The organism is Nocardia sp. NBC_01499, from assembly GCF_045040275.1.
In the GTDB taxonomy this organism is placed as follows: Bacteria; Actinomycetota; Actinomycetes; order Mycobacteriales; family Mycobacteriaceae; genus Nocardia.
On sequence record NZ_CP109426.1, the window covers coordinates 4,170,168 to 4,183,235 of the forward strand.

Sequence of the window (13,068 nt, forward strand, 5' to 3'; positions counted from 1 at the left end):
CCGACAAACGACCCCCCACCGAAGTCGGTGGAGGGCCGTTCACGGCGAAACTGGTTGTCCTACAGCGCCTTCAGTTCCTCGGTCACCGCGCCGACGGACTTCTTCGCGTCGCCGAACAGCATCGAGGTGTGATCGGCGTAGAACAGCGGATTATCGATGCCGGCGAAGCCGGAGTTCATCGAACGCTTCAGCACGATGACGCTCTTGGCCTGGTCGACGTTGAGCACCGGCATGCCGTAGATCGGGCTGCTCTTGTCCTCGCGGGCGGCCGGGTTCGTGACGTCGTTGGCGCCGATGACCAGGGCGACATCGGTGCGCGAGAATTCGCCGTTGATGTCGTCCATCTCCTTGAGCGCGTCGTAGGAGACCTCGGCCTCGGCCAGCAGCACGTTCATGTGACCTGGCATGCGACCGGCGACCGGGTGGATGGCGTATTTGACCTCGACGCCCTTGGCTTCGAGCAGCGCCGCCATCTCCTTGACCGCGTGCTGGGCCTGGGCGACGGCCATGCCGTAGCCGGGGACAACGATGACCTGGTTGGCGTAGGCCATCTGGATCGCGGCGTCCGCGGCGGAGGTGGCCTTGGCCTGCTTGGCCTCGCCGTCACCGCTGGCGCCGGGAGCCGTTCCGCCGCCGCCGAATCCGCCGGCGACGATGGCCGGGATGGACCGGTTCATCGCCTTGGCCATCAGGTTGGTCAGGATGGTGCCTGACGCGCCGACGATCATGCCCGCCACGATCATCGCGGTGTTGTTCAGCGCCAAACCCGCTGCGGCGGCCGACAATCCGGTCAACGCGTTGAGCAGCGAGATGACAACGGGCATGTCAGCGCCGCCGATCGGCAGCACCACCGCGAGGCCGAGTACACCGGCAAGCACGAGCACCGCGATCATCCACAGTTGGGACACACCATCATTGGTGGCGCCGATGCCGATCACGACCGCCGCGGCGACCGCGCCGATGAGCAGCAGCAGGTTCAGCGGCTGCTGCAGCTTGCCGAGACCGAGCGGGCGGCCGGGCAGGATCTCCTGCAGCTTGCCGAACGCGATCAGCGAGCCCCAGAACGAGATCGAGCCGATGATCGCGGCGAACAGCGAGCCGACGACGATGTGCACCGTCGGTTCCTCGTCGAAGTGCGAAAAGCCTTGGCTGTTGATGAATTCCGACCACGCGATGAGCGCGACCGTGCCACCGCCGACGCCGTTGAACGCGGCGACCAGCTGCGGCATCGCGGTCATCTTGGTGAACTTGGCCGGCGGCACACCGAGGGCGATACCGACGACAAGACCGGCGACGATCAGAATCCAATTGCTGGTGTGGCGCACCGAGATCAGTGTCGCGACGACGGCGATGAACATGCCGACCGCGGCGATCAGGTTGCCGCGCACCGCGGTCTTCGGACCGGTCAGGCCCATCAGGCCGTAGATGAACATGCCGAAGGCGATGATGTAGAGCCCGTTGACCAGGTAGCTCACGTTATCGAAGGTATGCATCACTTCTCCGCCTTCACCGGCGCTGCTTTTTTGCCCTTGAACATGCCGAGCATCCGGTCGGTTACCACGAAACCACCGATGACATTCAGGGTTCCGAAGACGACGGCGACGAACAGGATGATCTGGGTCAGGATCGACGGATCCTGCACATTGCCGAGGGTGACCAGCGCGCCGAGCACGACGATGCCGTGAATAGCGTTGGTACCCGACATCAGTGGGGTGTGCAGGGTGTTGGGGACCTTGGAGATAACGGCGAACCCGACGAACCCGGAGAGCACCAGGATCGCGATATTCGCGAGAAGTTCGGTGTACATCAGGCTTCCACCTCACGTGTCACGCAGGAATCGGCGAGCACCTGATCGCTGAAGTCGGGCGCGAGTTTCCCGTCGACCAGCATCAGTTCCAACAGTGCGGAAATGTTCTTCGAGTACAGCTCGCTGGCATGCTCGGGCATGGTCGCGGGCAGGTTCAACGGCGAGGCGATGGTGACCTCGTGCTTGACCACAACCTCGCCCGGCTCGGTGAGCTCGCAGTTGCCGCCGGTCTCCCCGGCCAGGTCGACGATCACGCTGCCCGGCTTCATACCTTCGACCGCGGCGGCGGTCACCAGTCGCGGCGCGGGACGTCCAGGCACCAGCGCGGTGGTGATCACCACGTCGAAGCCCTTGATCGCGTCCTCCAAAGCCTGTTGCTGCTTTGCCTTTTCCTCGTCGGTGAGCTCGCGGGCGTAGCCGCCCTCGCCGGCGGCGTCGATGCCGAGATCGAGCCACTGCGCACCGACCGAACGCACCTGATCGGCGACCTCGGGCCGCACGTCGTAGCCGGTGGTTCGCCCGCCGAGGCGCTTGGCGGTGGCCAGCGCCTGCAGTCCGGCGACGCCGACACCGAGCACAAGCACGGTCGCTGGCTTCACGGTGCCCGCCGCGGTGGTGAGCATCGGGAAGAAGCGCGTCGATTCGGACGCGGCGAGCAGCACGGCCTTATAACCGGCGACGTTGGCCTGCGAGGACAGCGCGTCCATCACCTGGGCGCGCGAGATCCGCGGGATCGCCTCGACCGCGAAGGCTTGCACCCCGGCGGCTTTCAGCTTGCCGATCTGATTGTCCGCGTTGCGCGGGGCCAGGAAGCCGATCAGGGTCTGCCCGTCGGACAGCTTGGCCACCTCGGCATCGCTTGGCGGGGCGACCTTGACGACCACCTCGGCCGACCACGGATCGCCGATCGTCGCGCCCGCTGCTTCGTAGGCGCTGTCGGGAATGAGCGCGCCGAGCCCGGCACCGGGCTCGATCACCACCTGCACGCCCTGCTTCAGCAGGGTCGGAATGATCTTCGGCACCAATGCGACACGTCGTTCGCCCGCGTTGGACTCGCGAACGACTCCGACACGCGCGCCGCGTGGCGACTCGTCGCCTACGCTCTGCGTTGTCTCCACTATGTCAGTTCCTTCTCGTGCTGAGCTTCAGGCATCAGATGGACGACCAGGCGATGTTACTTCGGAGTAAGGTCGCCCAAATCCTCGCAACTGTACCCGTCGCTTTGTGCAGACCGCTGAGACGCCCGTCACAAGATCATGACTGATTCCGCCGGTTTGCCGGATTTCCCAGCTCGGCACGGACATCGTGGCCACCTCCTGCGCTGTCGGGTGTTCGAACGGACGCCGGTACTGATGTTTGTCGCTCACGACGGCCGCGACAAGAGCAAACCCGCAGGTCTATTACTTACCTGGAGGTTCGGCACCAGGTCAGGGCGCGGTCGCGGACGCGGAAAGTGACGTGGGTCATGGGCGATTCGCGCGCGGGGGTGTTCCGTACCGCTCGTACGCCGTAAGGTCCAGCGTTGTGAACGACTGCGTCTTCTGCCGCATCGTGGCAGGCGAGGCCCCGGCGACGAAGGTGTACGAGGACGACATCCTCTGCGCCTTCCTCGATATCCGGCCCATCGCCCGAGGCCACATGCTGGTGGTGCCGAAACAGCACGCCGCCGAGCTCGAGGATCTCGACGCCGAACTCGGCGCGTACGTGTTCCGCGCCGGACACCGGCTCGCGCTGGCCGTCCGGCGAAGCACCCTCGCAGCCGACGGCGCGAACCTGCTGCTCAACGACGGTACCGCCGCCTTTCAAACGGTCCCGCACGTGCACCTGCACGTGATCCCGCGCAAGCACGGCGACAAGTTCCGGTTCGCGGCCGGGGTCGTGCTGCGCCGCCCGCACGACGCACAGTCCACCGCGGCCGCCATCCAGGGCGGAATCGCGGCGCTGGAGCGCGACGAAAAGCCGGGCCGCAATGGAAAACTGGGCATGGACAGCCCGGAAGAAGGAGCGCAGGAATGACCGACCCGACACTGGACCGGACCGAGCTGCCCGCACAACTGTCCGAACAGTGGGACGCGATCGCCGCACTGGTCGCCGATATCGACGAAAACCAGTGGCGCACACCGACATCGCTGCCCGGCTGGACCGTGTTCGATGTGGTCGCCCATGTCATCGGCACCGAATCGTGGCTGCTCGGCGAGCGTCCGCCGCCGCACGACCCGCTCACCGTGAAAACCGACGTGAGTACGCTGCCGCACGTCCGCAACGAGACCGCGGTGTTCAACGAGATCTGGGTGGACCGGTTGCGGCCGATGTCGGGCGTTCGGCTGCTCGCGGTGTACCGCGAGATCGTCGAACGCAGGCGCAAAGCCCTTGCCGCCCTCAGCGAGGAAGAGTGGACGGCGCACACCCAGTCCCCGATCGGGCAGGTCAGTTACGGCCGGTTCATGCGGGTGCGGCTGTTCGACTGCTGGATGCACGAGCTCGACCTCGCCGACGCGCTCGGTGTCACGGTCGACGAGGGCGGGCGCCGTGGCGAGCTGGCGTTCACCGAGTTCCTCGGCGGTATTCCGCGCGTTGTGGTGAAAAAGGGTGGGGCGCCGGAGGGTTCGCGGATCACGTTCGCTCTGACCGGACCGCTGGCCAGGACCTTGCGCATCCAGGTGGCTGGCCGGGCGGGCTATGTCGACTCGTTCGACGAGCCCGCCACCGTCGAAATCCAGCTGTCCTCAGGGCTTTTCGTCCGGCTCGGCGGCGGACGCACGACCGCGGACGAGCATCTGGACGAGATCGCCATCACCGGCGACCAGGAGCTCGGGCTGCGGTTGGTCAGCAAACTGGCCTTCACCCTCTGAGACCCGGTGCGACTCTTCCTGTCCAGCTATCGGTTCGGGGCGCACCGCGATCGACTCGCGGCGCTGGTCGGCGAGCCGGGGCGGGTCGCGTTGATTCCCAACGCTTGTGACGCCTGGCCAACCATGTGGGCGAACGCGGTCACCAGCGATATGGTGCCGCTGCGCAAGCTCGGCTATCAGCCCGAGACGGTCGACCTGCGCGACTTCGTCGGCAACGCAGCGGAATTGGAGCGGACACTGGCCGACTTCCCGCTGGTGTGGGTGCGCGGCGGCAACACCTTCGTGCTGCGTGCCCAATTCGCCCGCAGCGGTGCTGATCTCGTGCTCCCGAAGCTGCTCGCCGCCGATGCGCTGGTGTACGCGGGCTACAGCGCGGGCGCCTGCGTAATGACGCCCGATCTGCACGGTTTGGAGACCTCGGATGATCCCGCCGAGGTCGCGCCGGTGTGCGGGATCGAACCGCTATGGGACGGACTGGGTTTGGTCGACCGACCGATCGTGCCGCACCTCGACTCCCCCACCGACCCGGACGGCCAATGCGACGCACTCGCCGAGTCCTACCGCGCGGCGGGCATCGCGCACTGGGCACTCACCGACGACGACGCGATCGTCGTCGACGGTGACCGAACCGAGGTGCTGATCAGTCGAGCGGAGTCATGAACGACCACAACCTCACGTCACGTGCGGTGCGAGTTCGGACTTCGGGTCGCGGCGGAAGACGACCCAGCGCATCGCGCTGTACATGTAGACGGCCTCGCACGCGCCAGCAAGCAGCCGGGCCAGGTGGTATTCGAGACCGAGGGCGGTGAGGCCGCTGCCGACGCCGAGGATGAACGCGACGTAGTTGATCACGACGACCACGCCGTACACGGCGGCCTGCTTGCCGACCGGCGCGTGCGAATGGAAGTTGAAGGTGCGGTTGAGCACGAAACTGAGCCCGAACGCGCACACGTAGGCGATGGTGATGGACAGCCAGACCGGCAGGCCCCACCAGCCGTGGAAAACAGTCAGCAACAGCAGGTCGACAGCGAAGGTGAAGCTGTTGATCAGCGCGAAACCGAGGAAGGTCGGCGCGACAAGCCGACGCAACCCCCACGGCAGCCGCGCGACCACGGCCACACACCATCGGGTGAACCGGTCCGCGATCGTCTCGGTGGTCTCCGCCAGCTCATGCACGCAGCCAGCCTGCCAGCGGGAGGTGTCCACCAAGTGATCAACCAGCGAACTGGTTGTCCTCGGCCAGGCCCTGTGTCGAAGTCAGGACGGATCCAGCCCCAGGAAGCGCCGAATGGGACGTCGACACAGGGCCTGGCGCTAGCGTGGGATTGTGGACATGCATGACCTGATCGACGGACTGTCCGATGGCGCGGTCGTCACCGACCCCGACCTCCTCGCGAGTTACCGGCAGGACTGGGCGCGCGATCCCGACGCGGGCACTCCGCTCGCCGTGGTGCGCGCCACCAGCACCGACGATGTCGCCGCGACCCTGCGCTGGGCGCACGAGCGCCGGATCGCGGTCGTGCCGCGCGGCGCGGGTTCCGGGCTCTCCGGCGGCGCGACGGCGGTGGACGGCGGGCTCGTGCTGAGCACCGAGCGGATGCGGTCGATCGCGGTCGACCCGGTCACCAGGACCGCGGTGGTGCAGCCCGGGCTGCTGAATGCCGAGGTGAAGCGCGCGGTCGCCGAGCACGGGCTCTGGTATCCGCCCGATCCCTCGTCGTTCGAGATCTGCTCGATCGGCGGGAACGCCGCCACCAACGCGGGCGGGCTGTGCTGCGTGAAGTACGGCGTGACAACCGATTACGTGCTCGGCATGGAGGTGGTGCTCGCCGAGGGGACGGTGCTTCGGCTCGGCGGGCCTCGGCTCAAGGATTCGGCCGGGCTTTCGCTGACCAAGCTGTTCGTCGGCAGCGAGGGCACCCTCGGCATCATCACCGAACTGACGCTGCGCCTGCTGCCCGCGCAACCACCGCAGAGCACGGTCGTCGCGACCTTCGCGACGCTGGCCGCCGCCGTCGACGCGATCCTCGCGATCACCGGCGAATTACGGCCCTCCATGCTGGAATTCATGGATTCGGTGTCGATCAACGCGGTCGAGGACGAGCTGCGGATGGGCCTGGACCGCAACGCCGCGGCACTGCTGGTCGCCCGCTCGGACGCGCCGGGCGAATTCGCGCGGCGGGAAGCCGAGATCATGGTGGCGGCCTGCGAAAAGGCCGGTGCGGCAGAGGTTTTCCACACCGAGGATCCCGAGGAGGGCGAAGCATTCACGGCGGCACGGCGTTTCGCGATTCCGGCGGTGGAGAAACTCGGCACGCTGCTGCTCGAGGATGTCGGCGTGCCGCTGCCGCGACTCGGCGACCTGGTGCGCGGCGTCGCCGAGATCGCGCAGCGCAACGACGTGATGGTTTCGGTCATCGCGCACGCCGGGGACGGCAACACTCACCCGCTGATCGTGCACGACCCGGACGACGCCGCCATGACCGAACGCGCGCACCACGCGTTCGGCGAGATCATGGACCTGGCGATCGCGCTCGGTGGCACGATTACCGGCGAGCACGGCGTCGGGCGGCTGAAGAAGGCGTGGCTGCCCGATCAGCTCGGCGCGGACGTGATGGCATTGACCCACCGGATCAAGGACGCGCTCGACCCGCACGGCATTCTCAATCCAGGCGCGATTCTCTAGACCACGGAACATTCCCGGCCGCGAAGGAGTTTCACCAGATCATGACCACCAGGCTCGAGCACAACGCCGACGACACTCGTTTCGAGATCTATCTCGACGACACCCTCGCCGGCTACGCCGACTACGCCCAGCGCGACGACCCGAAGGTTCGCGACTTCCACCACACGATGACGTTCCCCGAATTCCGCGGGCGCGGCGTCGCGGCCGAGGTGGTCGAATACGCGCTGAAGGACTCGCGCGACAACGGCTACGCGGTCATCCCGACCTGCTGGTACGTCGACAAGTACATCGCCGAACACCGCGAATACGCCGACCTGGTCAGCTGAATCGAAAACGGGTGACCCGAGGCGAAACCTCGGACCACCCGTTCGCGAGACTTCCTCGGGTCAGCGCAGCAGCGCGCGCGACATGACGAGACGCTGGATCTGGTTGGTGCCCTCGTAGATCTGGGTGATCTTCGCGTCGCGCATCATCCGCTCCACCGGGAAATCGGTGGTGTAGCCCGCGCCACCGAACAGCTGGACGGCGTTGGTGGTCACCTCCATCGCGACATCGGAGGCGAAACACTTGGCGGCGGCGGAGATGAAGCCGAGGTTCTTCTCGCCGCGCTCGGCGCGGGCCGCCGAGGTGTAGACCATGAGGCGGGCGGCCTCGATCTTCATCGCCATGTCGGCGAGCATGAACTGGGTGTTCTGGAAGTCGGCGATCGCCTTGCCGAACTGCTTGCGGTCCTTGGTGTAGGCGATGGCCGCGTCGAGCGCGCCCTGCGCGAGGCCGACGGCCTGCGCGCCGATGGTCGGACGGGTGTGGTCGAGGGTCTGCAGCGCGGTCTTGAAGCCGGTGCCAGGCTCGCCGACGATGCGGTCACCCGGCACCCGGCAGTTCTCGAAATACAGTTCCGCCGTGGGCGATCCCTTGATGCCGAGCTTGTGCTCGAGCGGGCCGACCACGAAACCCTCGTCGTCCTTGTGCACCAGGAACGCCGAAATACCGTTGGCGCCCTTGTCCGCATCGGTCACCGCCATGACGGTGTACCAGGAAGACTTGCCGCCGTTGGTGATCCAGCACTTGGAGCCGTTGAGGATCCAGTCGTCGCCCTCCTGCTTCGCGCGGGTGCGCATGCTGGCGGCGTCGGAACCGGCCTCGCGCTCGGACAGCGCGTAGGAGGCCATCTCGCCGTTGACGATGTCGCCGAGCACCTTCTGCTTGAGGTCCTCGGAGCCGTTGAGGATCATGCCCATGGTGCCGAGCTTGTTGACCGCGGGGATGAGCGAGGAGGAACCGCAGACGCGGGCGACCTCTTCGATCACGATGCAGGTGGCCACCGAGTCGGCGCCCTGGCCGCCGTAGGCCTCCGGCACGTGCACCGCGTTGAAGCCGGCGGCGTTGAGCGCGGTCAGCGCCTCCTCCGGGAAGCGGGCGTTGCCGTCGACGTCCTTGGCGTGCGGCGCGATCTCCTTCTCGGCGAGACCGCGGATGGCCGCACGCAGTTCGTCGTGGAAGTCCTCGAGCTTGAACAGGTCGAAATCGGGATTTCCCGCCATGGGGCTCACTCCTGGTCGTCGGTACATGTCGGCACTCAGTGCCACACCATTCTTGAGTGTACGCCCAGGCAGGGCCGCAACGTGCGGAGACGTCCTGGCACTCAGTGTCAGATTGGTCGCACTTGACCTAGATCAAAGACTACCGAGTTTGCGTGCGACCAGATCGGCGACCTGCCGGGGTGGGGTATCGCGCGGGAACACCGCGACCACCAGCTCGTCGGCACCTGGGTGCCGTCCGCCGCCGCGCGGTATCGCGGCCAGCTCGACGCGCAGGTCCGCCGCGCCCGCGTCCGACTCGCCGCGCACCATGCGCCGCAGCAGATAGTTGTGCGTCGCGGTCACCGCGGCGGTGTACTGCACCCGCGCCAGATCCGGCACCTCGGGCAGCCGATCGCGCAGATAGTCGGTGAACAGTCGCTCATACCGGAACACGGTCACGATCTCGCGCTCGCGCAGCGCAGGCACCCGCCGCACCACCTGATACCGCCGCGCCGCGATCTCCCGCCACTGGGTGAACCGCTCGAACACCTGAACAACGGCCTCGCACACCGTCTCCCACGGATCCCCCCGCGACGCCGCCAGAAAGTCCGCCGCCTGCGCCAACTGCGACTCGTGATCGGCGAAGATCACATCCTCTTTCGACCGAAACTGCCGAAAGAACGTCCGCCGCGAAATCCCCGCCGCCTCCGCGATCTCGTCGACAGTCGTCGCCTCATACCCCTTCTCGGCAAACAACCGCAACGCCTGATCAACAACAGTCAGCCGAAACCGCGTGTTGTCATCCCCGCTCCGCGGCCGGACATCACCAGTAGTCACGACCTCACCGTAGCGAGACAAACCCCCACGCCGGACCAGCACGCCCCGCAACGAGGCGAGTCAAATGGTCGCCAGTTGATCTCCGAGAACAACCATATGACTCGGGGACTGTGGATTTAACGGTGGTTTCCGGCCTAACGCGCTGAGTGAAGTTCAGCGGGAAGGGTGCTGTGATGACGACACTGGATGGCGTGGCATCGAAGAAGAAGGCTCGTGAGTCCTCGCCGGAGGCCGTGGCAGCGGCGGAGCTGGTCCGGATGGCCAAGGAACAGGGTTTGTCGCTGACCGGCCCGGATGGGCTGCTCAAGCAGTTCACCAAGGCCGTGCTGGAAACGGCGTTGAACGAGGAGATGACCGAACACCTCGGCTATGACAAGAACTCAGCACCGGTCGATCGGGAATCAGCCAACATCCGTAACGGGACTCGGTCCAAGACGGTGCTGACCGAAGCGACCGGTCATGTGCCGATCGAGGTTCCCCGTGACCGGGAGGGCTCCTTCGAGCCGCAGATCGTCAAGAAACGCCAGCGTCGGTTGACCGGGGTCGATGAGATCGTGTTGTCGTTGTATGCCAAAGGCCTTACCACAGGCGAGATTTCGGCGCACTTCGCTGAAATCTATGGCGCCTCGGTGTCGAAGGAAACGGTCTCGAGGATCACTGACAAGGTGATCGAGGAAATGCAGGATTGGGCCCATCGGCCCCTTGATGCGGTCTACGCCGCGGTCTTCATCGATGCCATCGTGGTGAAGGTCCGCGACGGTCAAGTCGCCAACCGGCCGATCTATGCCGCGATCGGGGTCACGGTCGAGGGCGGCAAAGACGTGCTCGGGTTATGGGCCGGCACCGGTGGCGAAGGCGCGAAGTTCTGGATGAGCGTGCTCACCGACCTGCGCAATCGCGGTGTCAAAGACACCTTCTTCGTCGTCTGTGACGGGCTCAAAGGGCTCCCCGAGGTCGTCGGCAATATCTGGCCGTTGGCGATCGTGCAGACCTGCATCATCCACCTGATCCGCAACACTTTCCGCCTGGCTTCCCGCAAGGACTGGGATGGGTTGCGCCACGACGTGAAACCGATCTATACCGCAGTCAATGCCGCTGCGGCCCGCACCGCGCTCGATGACCTCACCGAGAAGTGGGGCACGAAATATGCTGCGATAGTTCGTCTTTGGGACAACGCGTGGGAGGAGTTCATTCCGTTCCTCGACTACGACGTCGAGATCCGGCGGGTGATCTGCTCTACCAACGCGATCGAGTCCTTGAACGCGCGCTACCGGCGAGCGATCAAGGCCCGAGGTCATTTCCCGAACGAGCAAGCCGCGTTGAAATGCCTCTACCTGGTCACCAGGTCCCTGGACCCAACCGGGCGCGGTCAGGCACGATGGACACAACGCTGGAAACCCGCGGTCAACGCCTTCGCGATCACCTTCGCCGACCGCTGGCCCAACGCCCAAACCTACTGAGAGAAACCGCCGGAAACACCGTTAGCGAGATAGTCCCATGACTCGCCTCAACACTCGGACATGGGTCAGCCGAGGAGTTTGGTGCGGAGGGCTTGGTCCTTCTGCAGGACCATTTGTTCCAGGTTTGCTTGGAACTGTTGCATGCGGGTGCGGAGGTCGGGGTTGTGGGTGGCGAGGATGCGGACTGCTAGGAGGCCTGCGTTGCGGGCGCCGCCGATGGAGACGGTGGCTACGGGGACGCCTGCTGGCATTTGGACGATGGAGAGGAGGGAGTCCATGCCGTCCAGGTATTTGAGGGGGACGGGGACGCCGATGACGGGGAGGGGGGTGGCGGAGGCGACCATGCCTGGGAGGTGGGCGGCGCCGCCCGCGCCCGCGATGATGACCTGGAGGCCTCGGTCGGCGGCTTCGCGGGCGTAGTCGAGCATGCGCTGGGGGGTGCGGTGCGCGGAGACGACGCCGACCTCGAAGCGAATGCCGAACTCCGCCAATGCTGCCGCGGCGGCTTCCATGGTCGGCCAGTCGGAGTCGCTGCCCATGATCAGGCCTACCTGGGGGGAACTCATGACTGCGCCTCGCTCACTGATGGGGATCCCATCCATCGGTCCATACCGCGCGCGACATCCACTGTGCCGCGCGCTCAGCTCGTTCCCGCACCACCGCGACCTCGTCGCCGAGGATGTTGATGTGCCCGATCTTGCGGTCGGGGCGTTCACCCTTGCCATACATGTGCACCTTGGCGTCGGGCATCCGCGCGAACAGATGATGCAGGCGCTCGTCCATCGACATCGCGGGTGCCTCGGCCGCGCCGAGAATGTTGGCCATCACGGTGACCGGCGCCAACGGGCTCGTGTCACCGAGCGGGTAGTCGAGCACCGCGCGCAGATGCTGTTCGAACTGCCCGGTGCGGGCGCCGTCCATGCCCCAGTGCCCGGAGTTGTGCGGGCGCATCGCCAGCTCGTTCACCAGCAGGGTGCCGTCGTGGGTTTCGAACAGCTCCACCGCCATCGCGCCGACGACCCCGAGCTCCTTGGCCAGGTTGAGCGCCAGCGTCTCCGCCTCGGCGGCCAGGTCGTCATCGAGGTCCGGCGCGGGCGCGATCACCACGGCGCATTGACCATTGCGCTGCACGGTCTCCACCACCGGCCAGGTCGCGGCCTGCCCGAACGGCGAGCGCGCGACCATCGCCGACAGCTCGCGCTTCAAATCAACCTTCGCCTCGGCGAGCAACTGCACACCGCGCGCGAGCTGATCGGCAACGATCGCCTCGGCCTCATCCGCCGACCCTGGCATCCACACACCGCGGCCGTCGTAACCGCCGCGCACCGCCTTGAGCACAATCCGCCAGCCGTGCTCGTCGCCGAACCGCAGCGCGTCGGCCACCGAGGCCACCGGCGCGAACGCGGGCACCGGCAGGCCGAGCTCGGACAGCTTGACGCGCATGGCCAACTTGTCCTGCGCGAAGACCAGCGCACGCGGCGGCGGCTGCACGTTCACCCCCTCGGCGACCAGCGCCTCGAGATGCTCGGTCGGCACGCCCTCATGGTCGAAGGTCAGCGCGTGCGAGCCGACGGCGGCCTTGCGCAGCGCGGTCAGATCGTTGTGGCTGCCGAGCACGACCTCGGGGCTGACCTGCGCGGCCGGGTCGTCCGGGTTCTCGGCGAGCACACGTAGCCGCTGGCCGAGCGCGATGGCGGCCTGGTGCGTCATGCGCGCCAACTGGCCACCGCCGATCATGGTGACGGTAGGCATAACAGAGGGATCGAAGGACCGGCCGGTGCTCACGTTCAGCAATATTGTCATAACCGGCGAAAATGCCCCCAAGCGGGCGCGACTGTCCATTAGTCGCCAATAGCCGTCCGCGATGGACGAACCGAGGCGACGTCACCGGGGAGCGGTACAC

At 66.3% G+C, this 13,068-nt stretch carries 14 protein-coding genes; 6 read left to right on the forward strand and 8 right to left on the reverse strand.

Annotation, left to right across the window (positions count from 1 at the left end; all coding sequences use genetic code 11):
- Positions 1 to 59 precede the first annotated feature (59 nt).
- The 3 genes from OG203_RS19250 to OG203_RS19260 are packed head-to-tail and all read right to left on the reverse strand — an operon-like array spanning position 60 to position 2,925.
- Positions 60 to 1,475, reverse strand: a complete 1,416-nt coding sequence (locus tag OG203_RS19250; RefSeq protein ID WP_405167917.1) for an NAD(P)(+) transhydrogenase (Re/Si-specific) subunit beta — start codon at positions 1,473 to 1,475, stop codon at positions 60 to 62.
- Positions 1,476 to 1,492: 17 nt separating this feature from the next.
- A complete protein-coding gene (locus OG203_RS19255) occupies positions 1,493 to 1,807 on the reverse strand; it encodes an NAD(P) transhydrogenase subunit alpha (RefSeq protein WP_107654393.1) in 315 nt (104 codons plus the stop codon).
- Positions 1,807 to 2,925 carry a Re/Si-specific NAD(P)(+) transhydrogenase subunit alpha gene (locus tag OG203_RS19260; RefSeq protein WP_405167031.1) on the reverse strand — a complete coding sequence of 373 codons (1,119 nt, stop codon included), beginning with the start codon at positions 2,923 to 2,925 and terminating at the stop codon, positions 1,807 to 1,809. Before OG203_RS19260 ends, OG203_RS19255 begins: the two co-directional genes overlap by 1 nt.
- 406 nt (positions 2,926 to 3,331) lie before the next feature.
- On the opposite strand from OG203_RS19260, the gene OG203_RS19265 reads away from it, so the two are divergent.
- From OG203_RS19265 to OG203_RS19275, 3 genes are read left to right on the forward strand one after another with little or no spacing between them, the layout of a single operon-like run.
- A complete protein-coding gene (locus OG203_RS19265) occupies positions 3,332 to 3,823 on the forward strand; it encodes an HIT family protein (protein ID WP_405167032.1) in 492 nt (163 codons plus the stop codon).
- Positions 3,820 to 4,659, forward strand: a complete 840-nt coding sequence (locus OG203_RS19270; protein ID WP_405167033.1) for a maleylpyruvate isomerase family mycothiol-dependent enzyme — start codon at positions 3,820 to 3,822, stop codon at positions 4,657 to 4,659. The genes OG203_RS19265 and OG203_RS19270 overlap by 4 nt, the downstream gene beginning before the upstream one ends.
- A gap of 6 nt (positions 4,660 to 4,665) precedes the next feature.
- The gene (locus OG203_RS19275; RefSeq protein WP_405167034.1) at positions 4,666 to 5,319 is read left to right on the forward strand and encodes a Type 1 glutamine amidotransferase-like domain-containing protein; all 654 of its coding nucleotides are present in this window, start codon (positions 4,666 to 4,668) and stop codon (positions 5,317 to 5,319) included.
- A gap of 12 nt (positions 5,320 to 5,331) precedes the next feature.
- Here the strand turns inward: OG203_RS19275 and OG203_RS19280 are convergent, their stop codons facing one another.
- The gene (locus OG203_RS19280) at positions 5,332 to 5,835 is read right to left on the reverse strand and encodes a GtrA family protein (RefSeq protein ID WP_405167035.1); all 504 of its coding nucleotides are present in this window, start codon (positions 5,833 to 5,835) and stop codon (positions 5,332 to 5,334) included.
- A 157-nt stretch (positions 5,836 to 5,992) separates the two neighbouring features.
- Here OG203_RS19280 and OG203_RS19285 point away from each other — a divergent pair, with 157 nt between their 5' ends.
- A complete protein-coding gene (locus tag OG203_RS19285) occupies positions 5,993 to 7,345 on the forward strand; it encodes an FAD-binding oxidoreductase (protein ID WP_405167918.1) in 1,353 nt (450 codons plus the stop codon).
- A gap of 41 nt (positions 7,346 to 7,386) precedes the next feature.
- Positions 7,387 to 7,671, forward strand: a complete 285-nt coding sequence (locus tag OG203_RS19290; protein WP_405167036.1) for a GNAT family N-acetyltransferase — start codon at positions 7,387 to 7,389, stop codon at positions 7,669 to 7,671.
- 60 nt (positions 7,672 to 7,731) lie between these two features.
- On the opposite strand, the gene OG203_RS19295 is transcribed toward OG203_RS19290, so the two are convergent.
- Together OG203_RS19295 and OG203_RS19300 are read right to left on the reverse strand one after the other, a co-directional pair.
- Positions 7,732 to 8,889 carry an acyl-CoA dehydrogenase gene (locus OG203_RS19295; protein WP_405167037.1) on the reverse strand — a complete coding sequence of 386 codons (1,158 nt, stop codon included), beginning with the start codon at positions 8,887 to 8,889 and terminating at the stop codon, positions 7,732 to 7,734.
- A 132-nt stretch (positions 8,890 to 9,021) separates the two neighbouring features.
- A complete protein-coding gene (locus tag OG203_RS19300) occupies positions 9,022 to 9,705 on the reverse strand; it encodes a TetR family transcriptional regulator (protein ID WP_405167038.1) in 684 nt (227 codons plus the stop codon).
- A gap of 173 nt (positions 9,706 to 9,878) precedes the next feature.
- Here OG203_RS19300 and OG203_RS19305 point away from each other — a divergent pair, with 173 nt between their 5' ends.
- Positions 9,879 to 11,165: an IS256 family transposase gene (locus OG203_RS19305; protein ID WP_405167039.1), complete on the forward strand. Its 1,287-nt coding sequence runs from the start codon at positions 9,879 to 9,881 to the stop codon at positions 11,163 to 11,165.
- Positions 11,166 to 11,230: 65 nt separating this feature from the next.
- Here the strand turns inward: OG203_RS19305 and purE are convergent, their stop codons facing one another.
- Together purE and OG203_RS19315 are read right to left on the reverse strand one after the other, a co-directional pair.
- Entirely contained in the window at positions 11,231 to 11,731 is a 501-nt protein-coding gene (gene purE, locus OG203_RS19310) for a 5-(carboxyamino)imidazole ribonucleotide mutase (RefSeq protein WP_405167040.1), read from the reverse strand.
- A gap of 13 nt (positions 11,732 to 11,744) precedes the next feature.
- On the reverse strand, positions 11,745 to 12,917 hold the full coding sequence (locus tag OG203_RS19315; RefSeq protein WP_405167041.1) for a 5-(carboxyamino)imidazole ribonucleotide synthase: 1,173 nt from the start codon (positions 12,915 to 12,917) through the stop codon (positions 11,745 to 11,747).
- Positions 12,918 to 13,068: the final 151 nt, after the last annotated feature.

Bases quoted from the DNA above. Each gene is read 5' to 3' on its own strand.
- OG203_RS19285 (WP_405167918.1), top strand. From the start codon at position 5,993: ATGCATGACCTGATCGACGGACTGTCCGATGGCGCGGTCGTCACCGAC.
- OG203_RS19290 (WP_405167036.1), top strand. From the start codon at position 7,387: ATGACCACCAGGCTCGAGCACAACGCCGACGACACTCGTTTCGAGATC.
- OG203_RS19255 (WP_107654393.1), bottom strand. From the start codon at position 1,807: ATGTACACCGAACTTCTCGCGAATATCGCGATCCTGGTGCTCTCCGGG.
- OG203_RS19295 (WP_405167037.1), bottom strand. From the start codon at position 8,889: ATGGCGGGAAATCCCGATTTCGACCTGTTCAAGCTCGAGGACTTCCAC.
- OG203_RS19305 (WP_405167039.1), top strand. From the start codon at position 9,879: ATGACGACACTGGATGGCGTGGCATCGAAGAAGAAGGCTCGTGAGTCC.
- purE (WP_405167040.1), bottom strand. From the start codon at position 11,731: ATGAGTTCCCCCCAGGTAGGCCTGATCATGGGCAGCGACTCCGACTGG.
- OG203_RS19270 (WP_405167033.1), top strand. From the start codon at position 3,820: ATGACCGACCCGACACTGGACCGGACCGAGCTGCCCGCACAACTGTCC.
- OG203_RS19315 (WP_405167041.1), bottom strand. From the start codon at position 12,917: ATGCCTACCGTCACCATGATCGGCGGTGGCCAGTTGGCGCGCATGACG.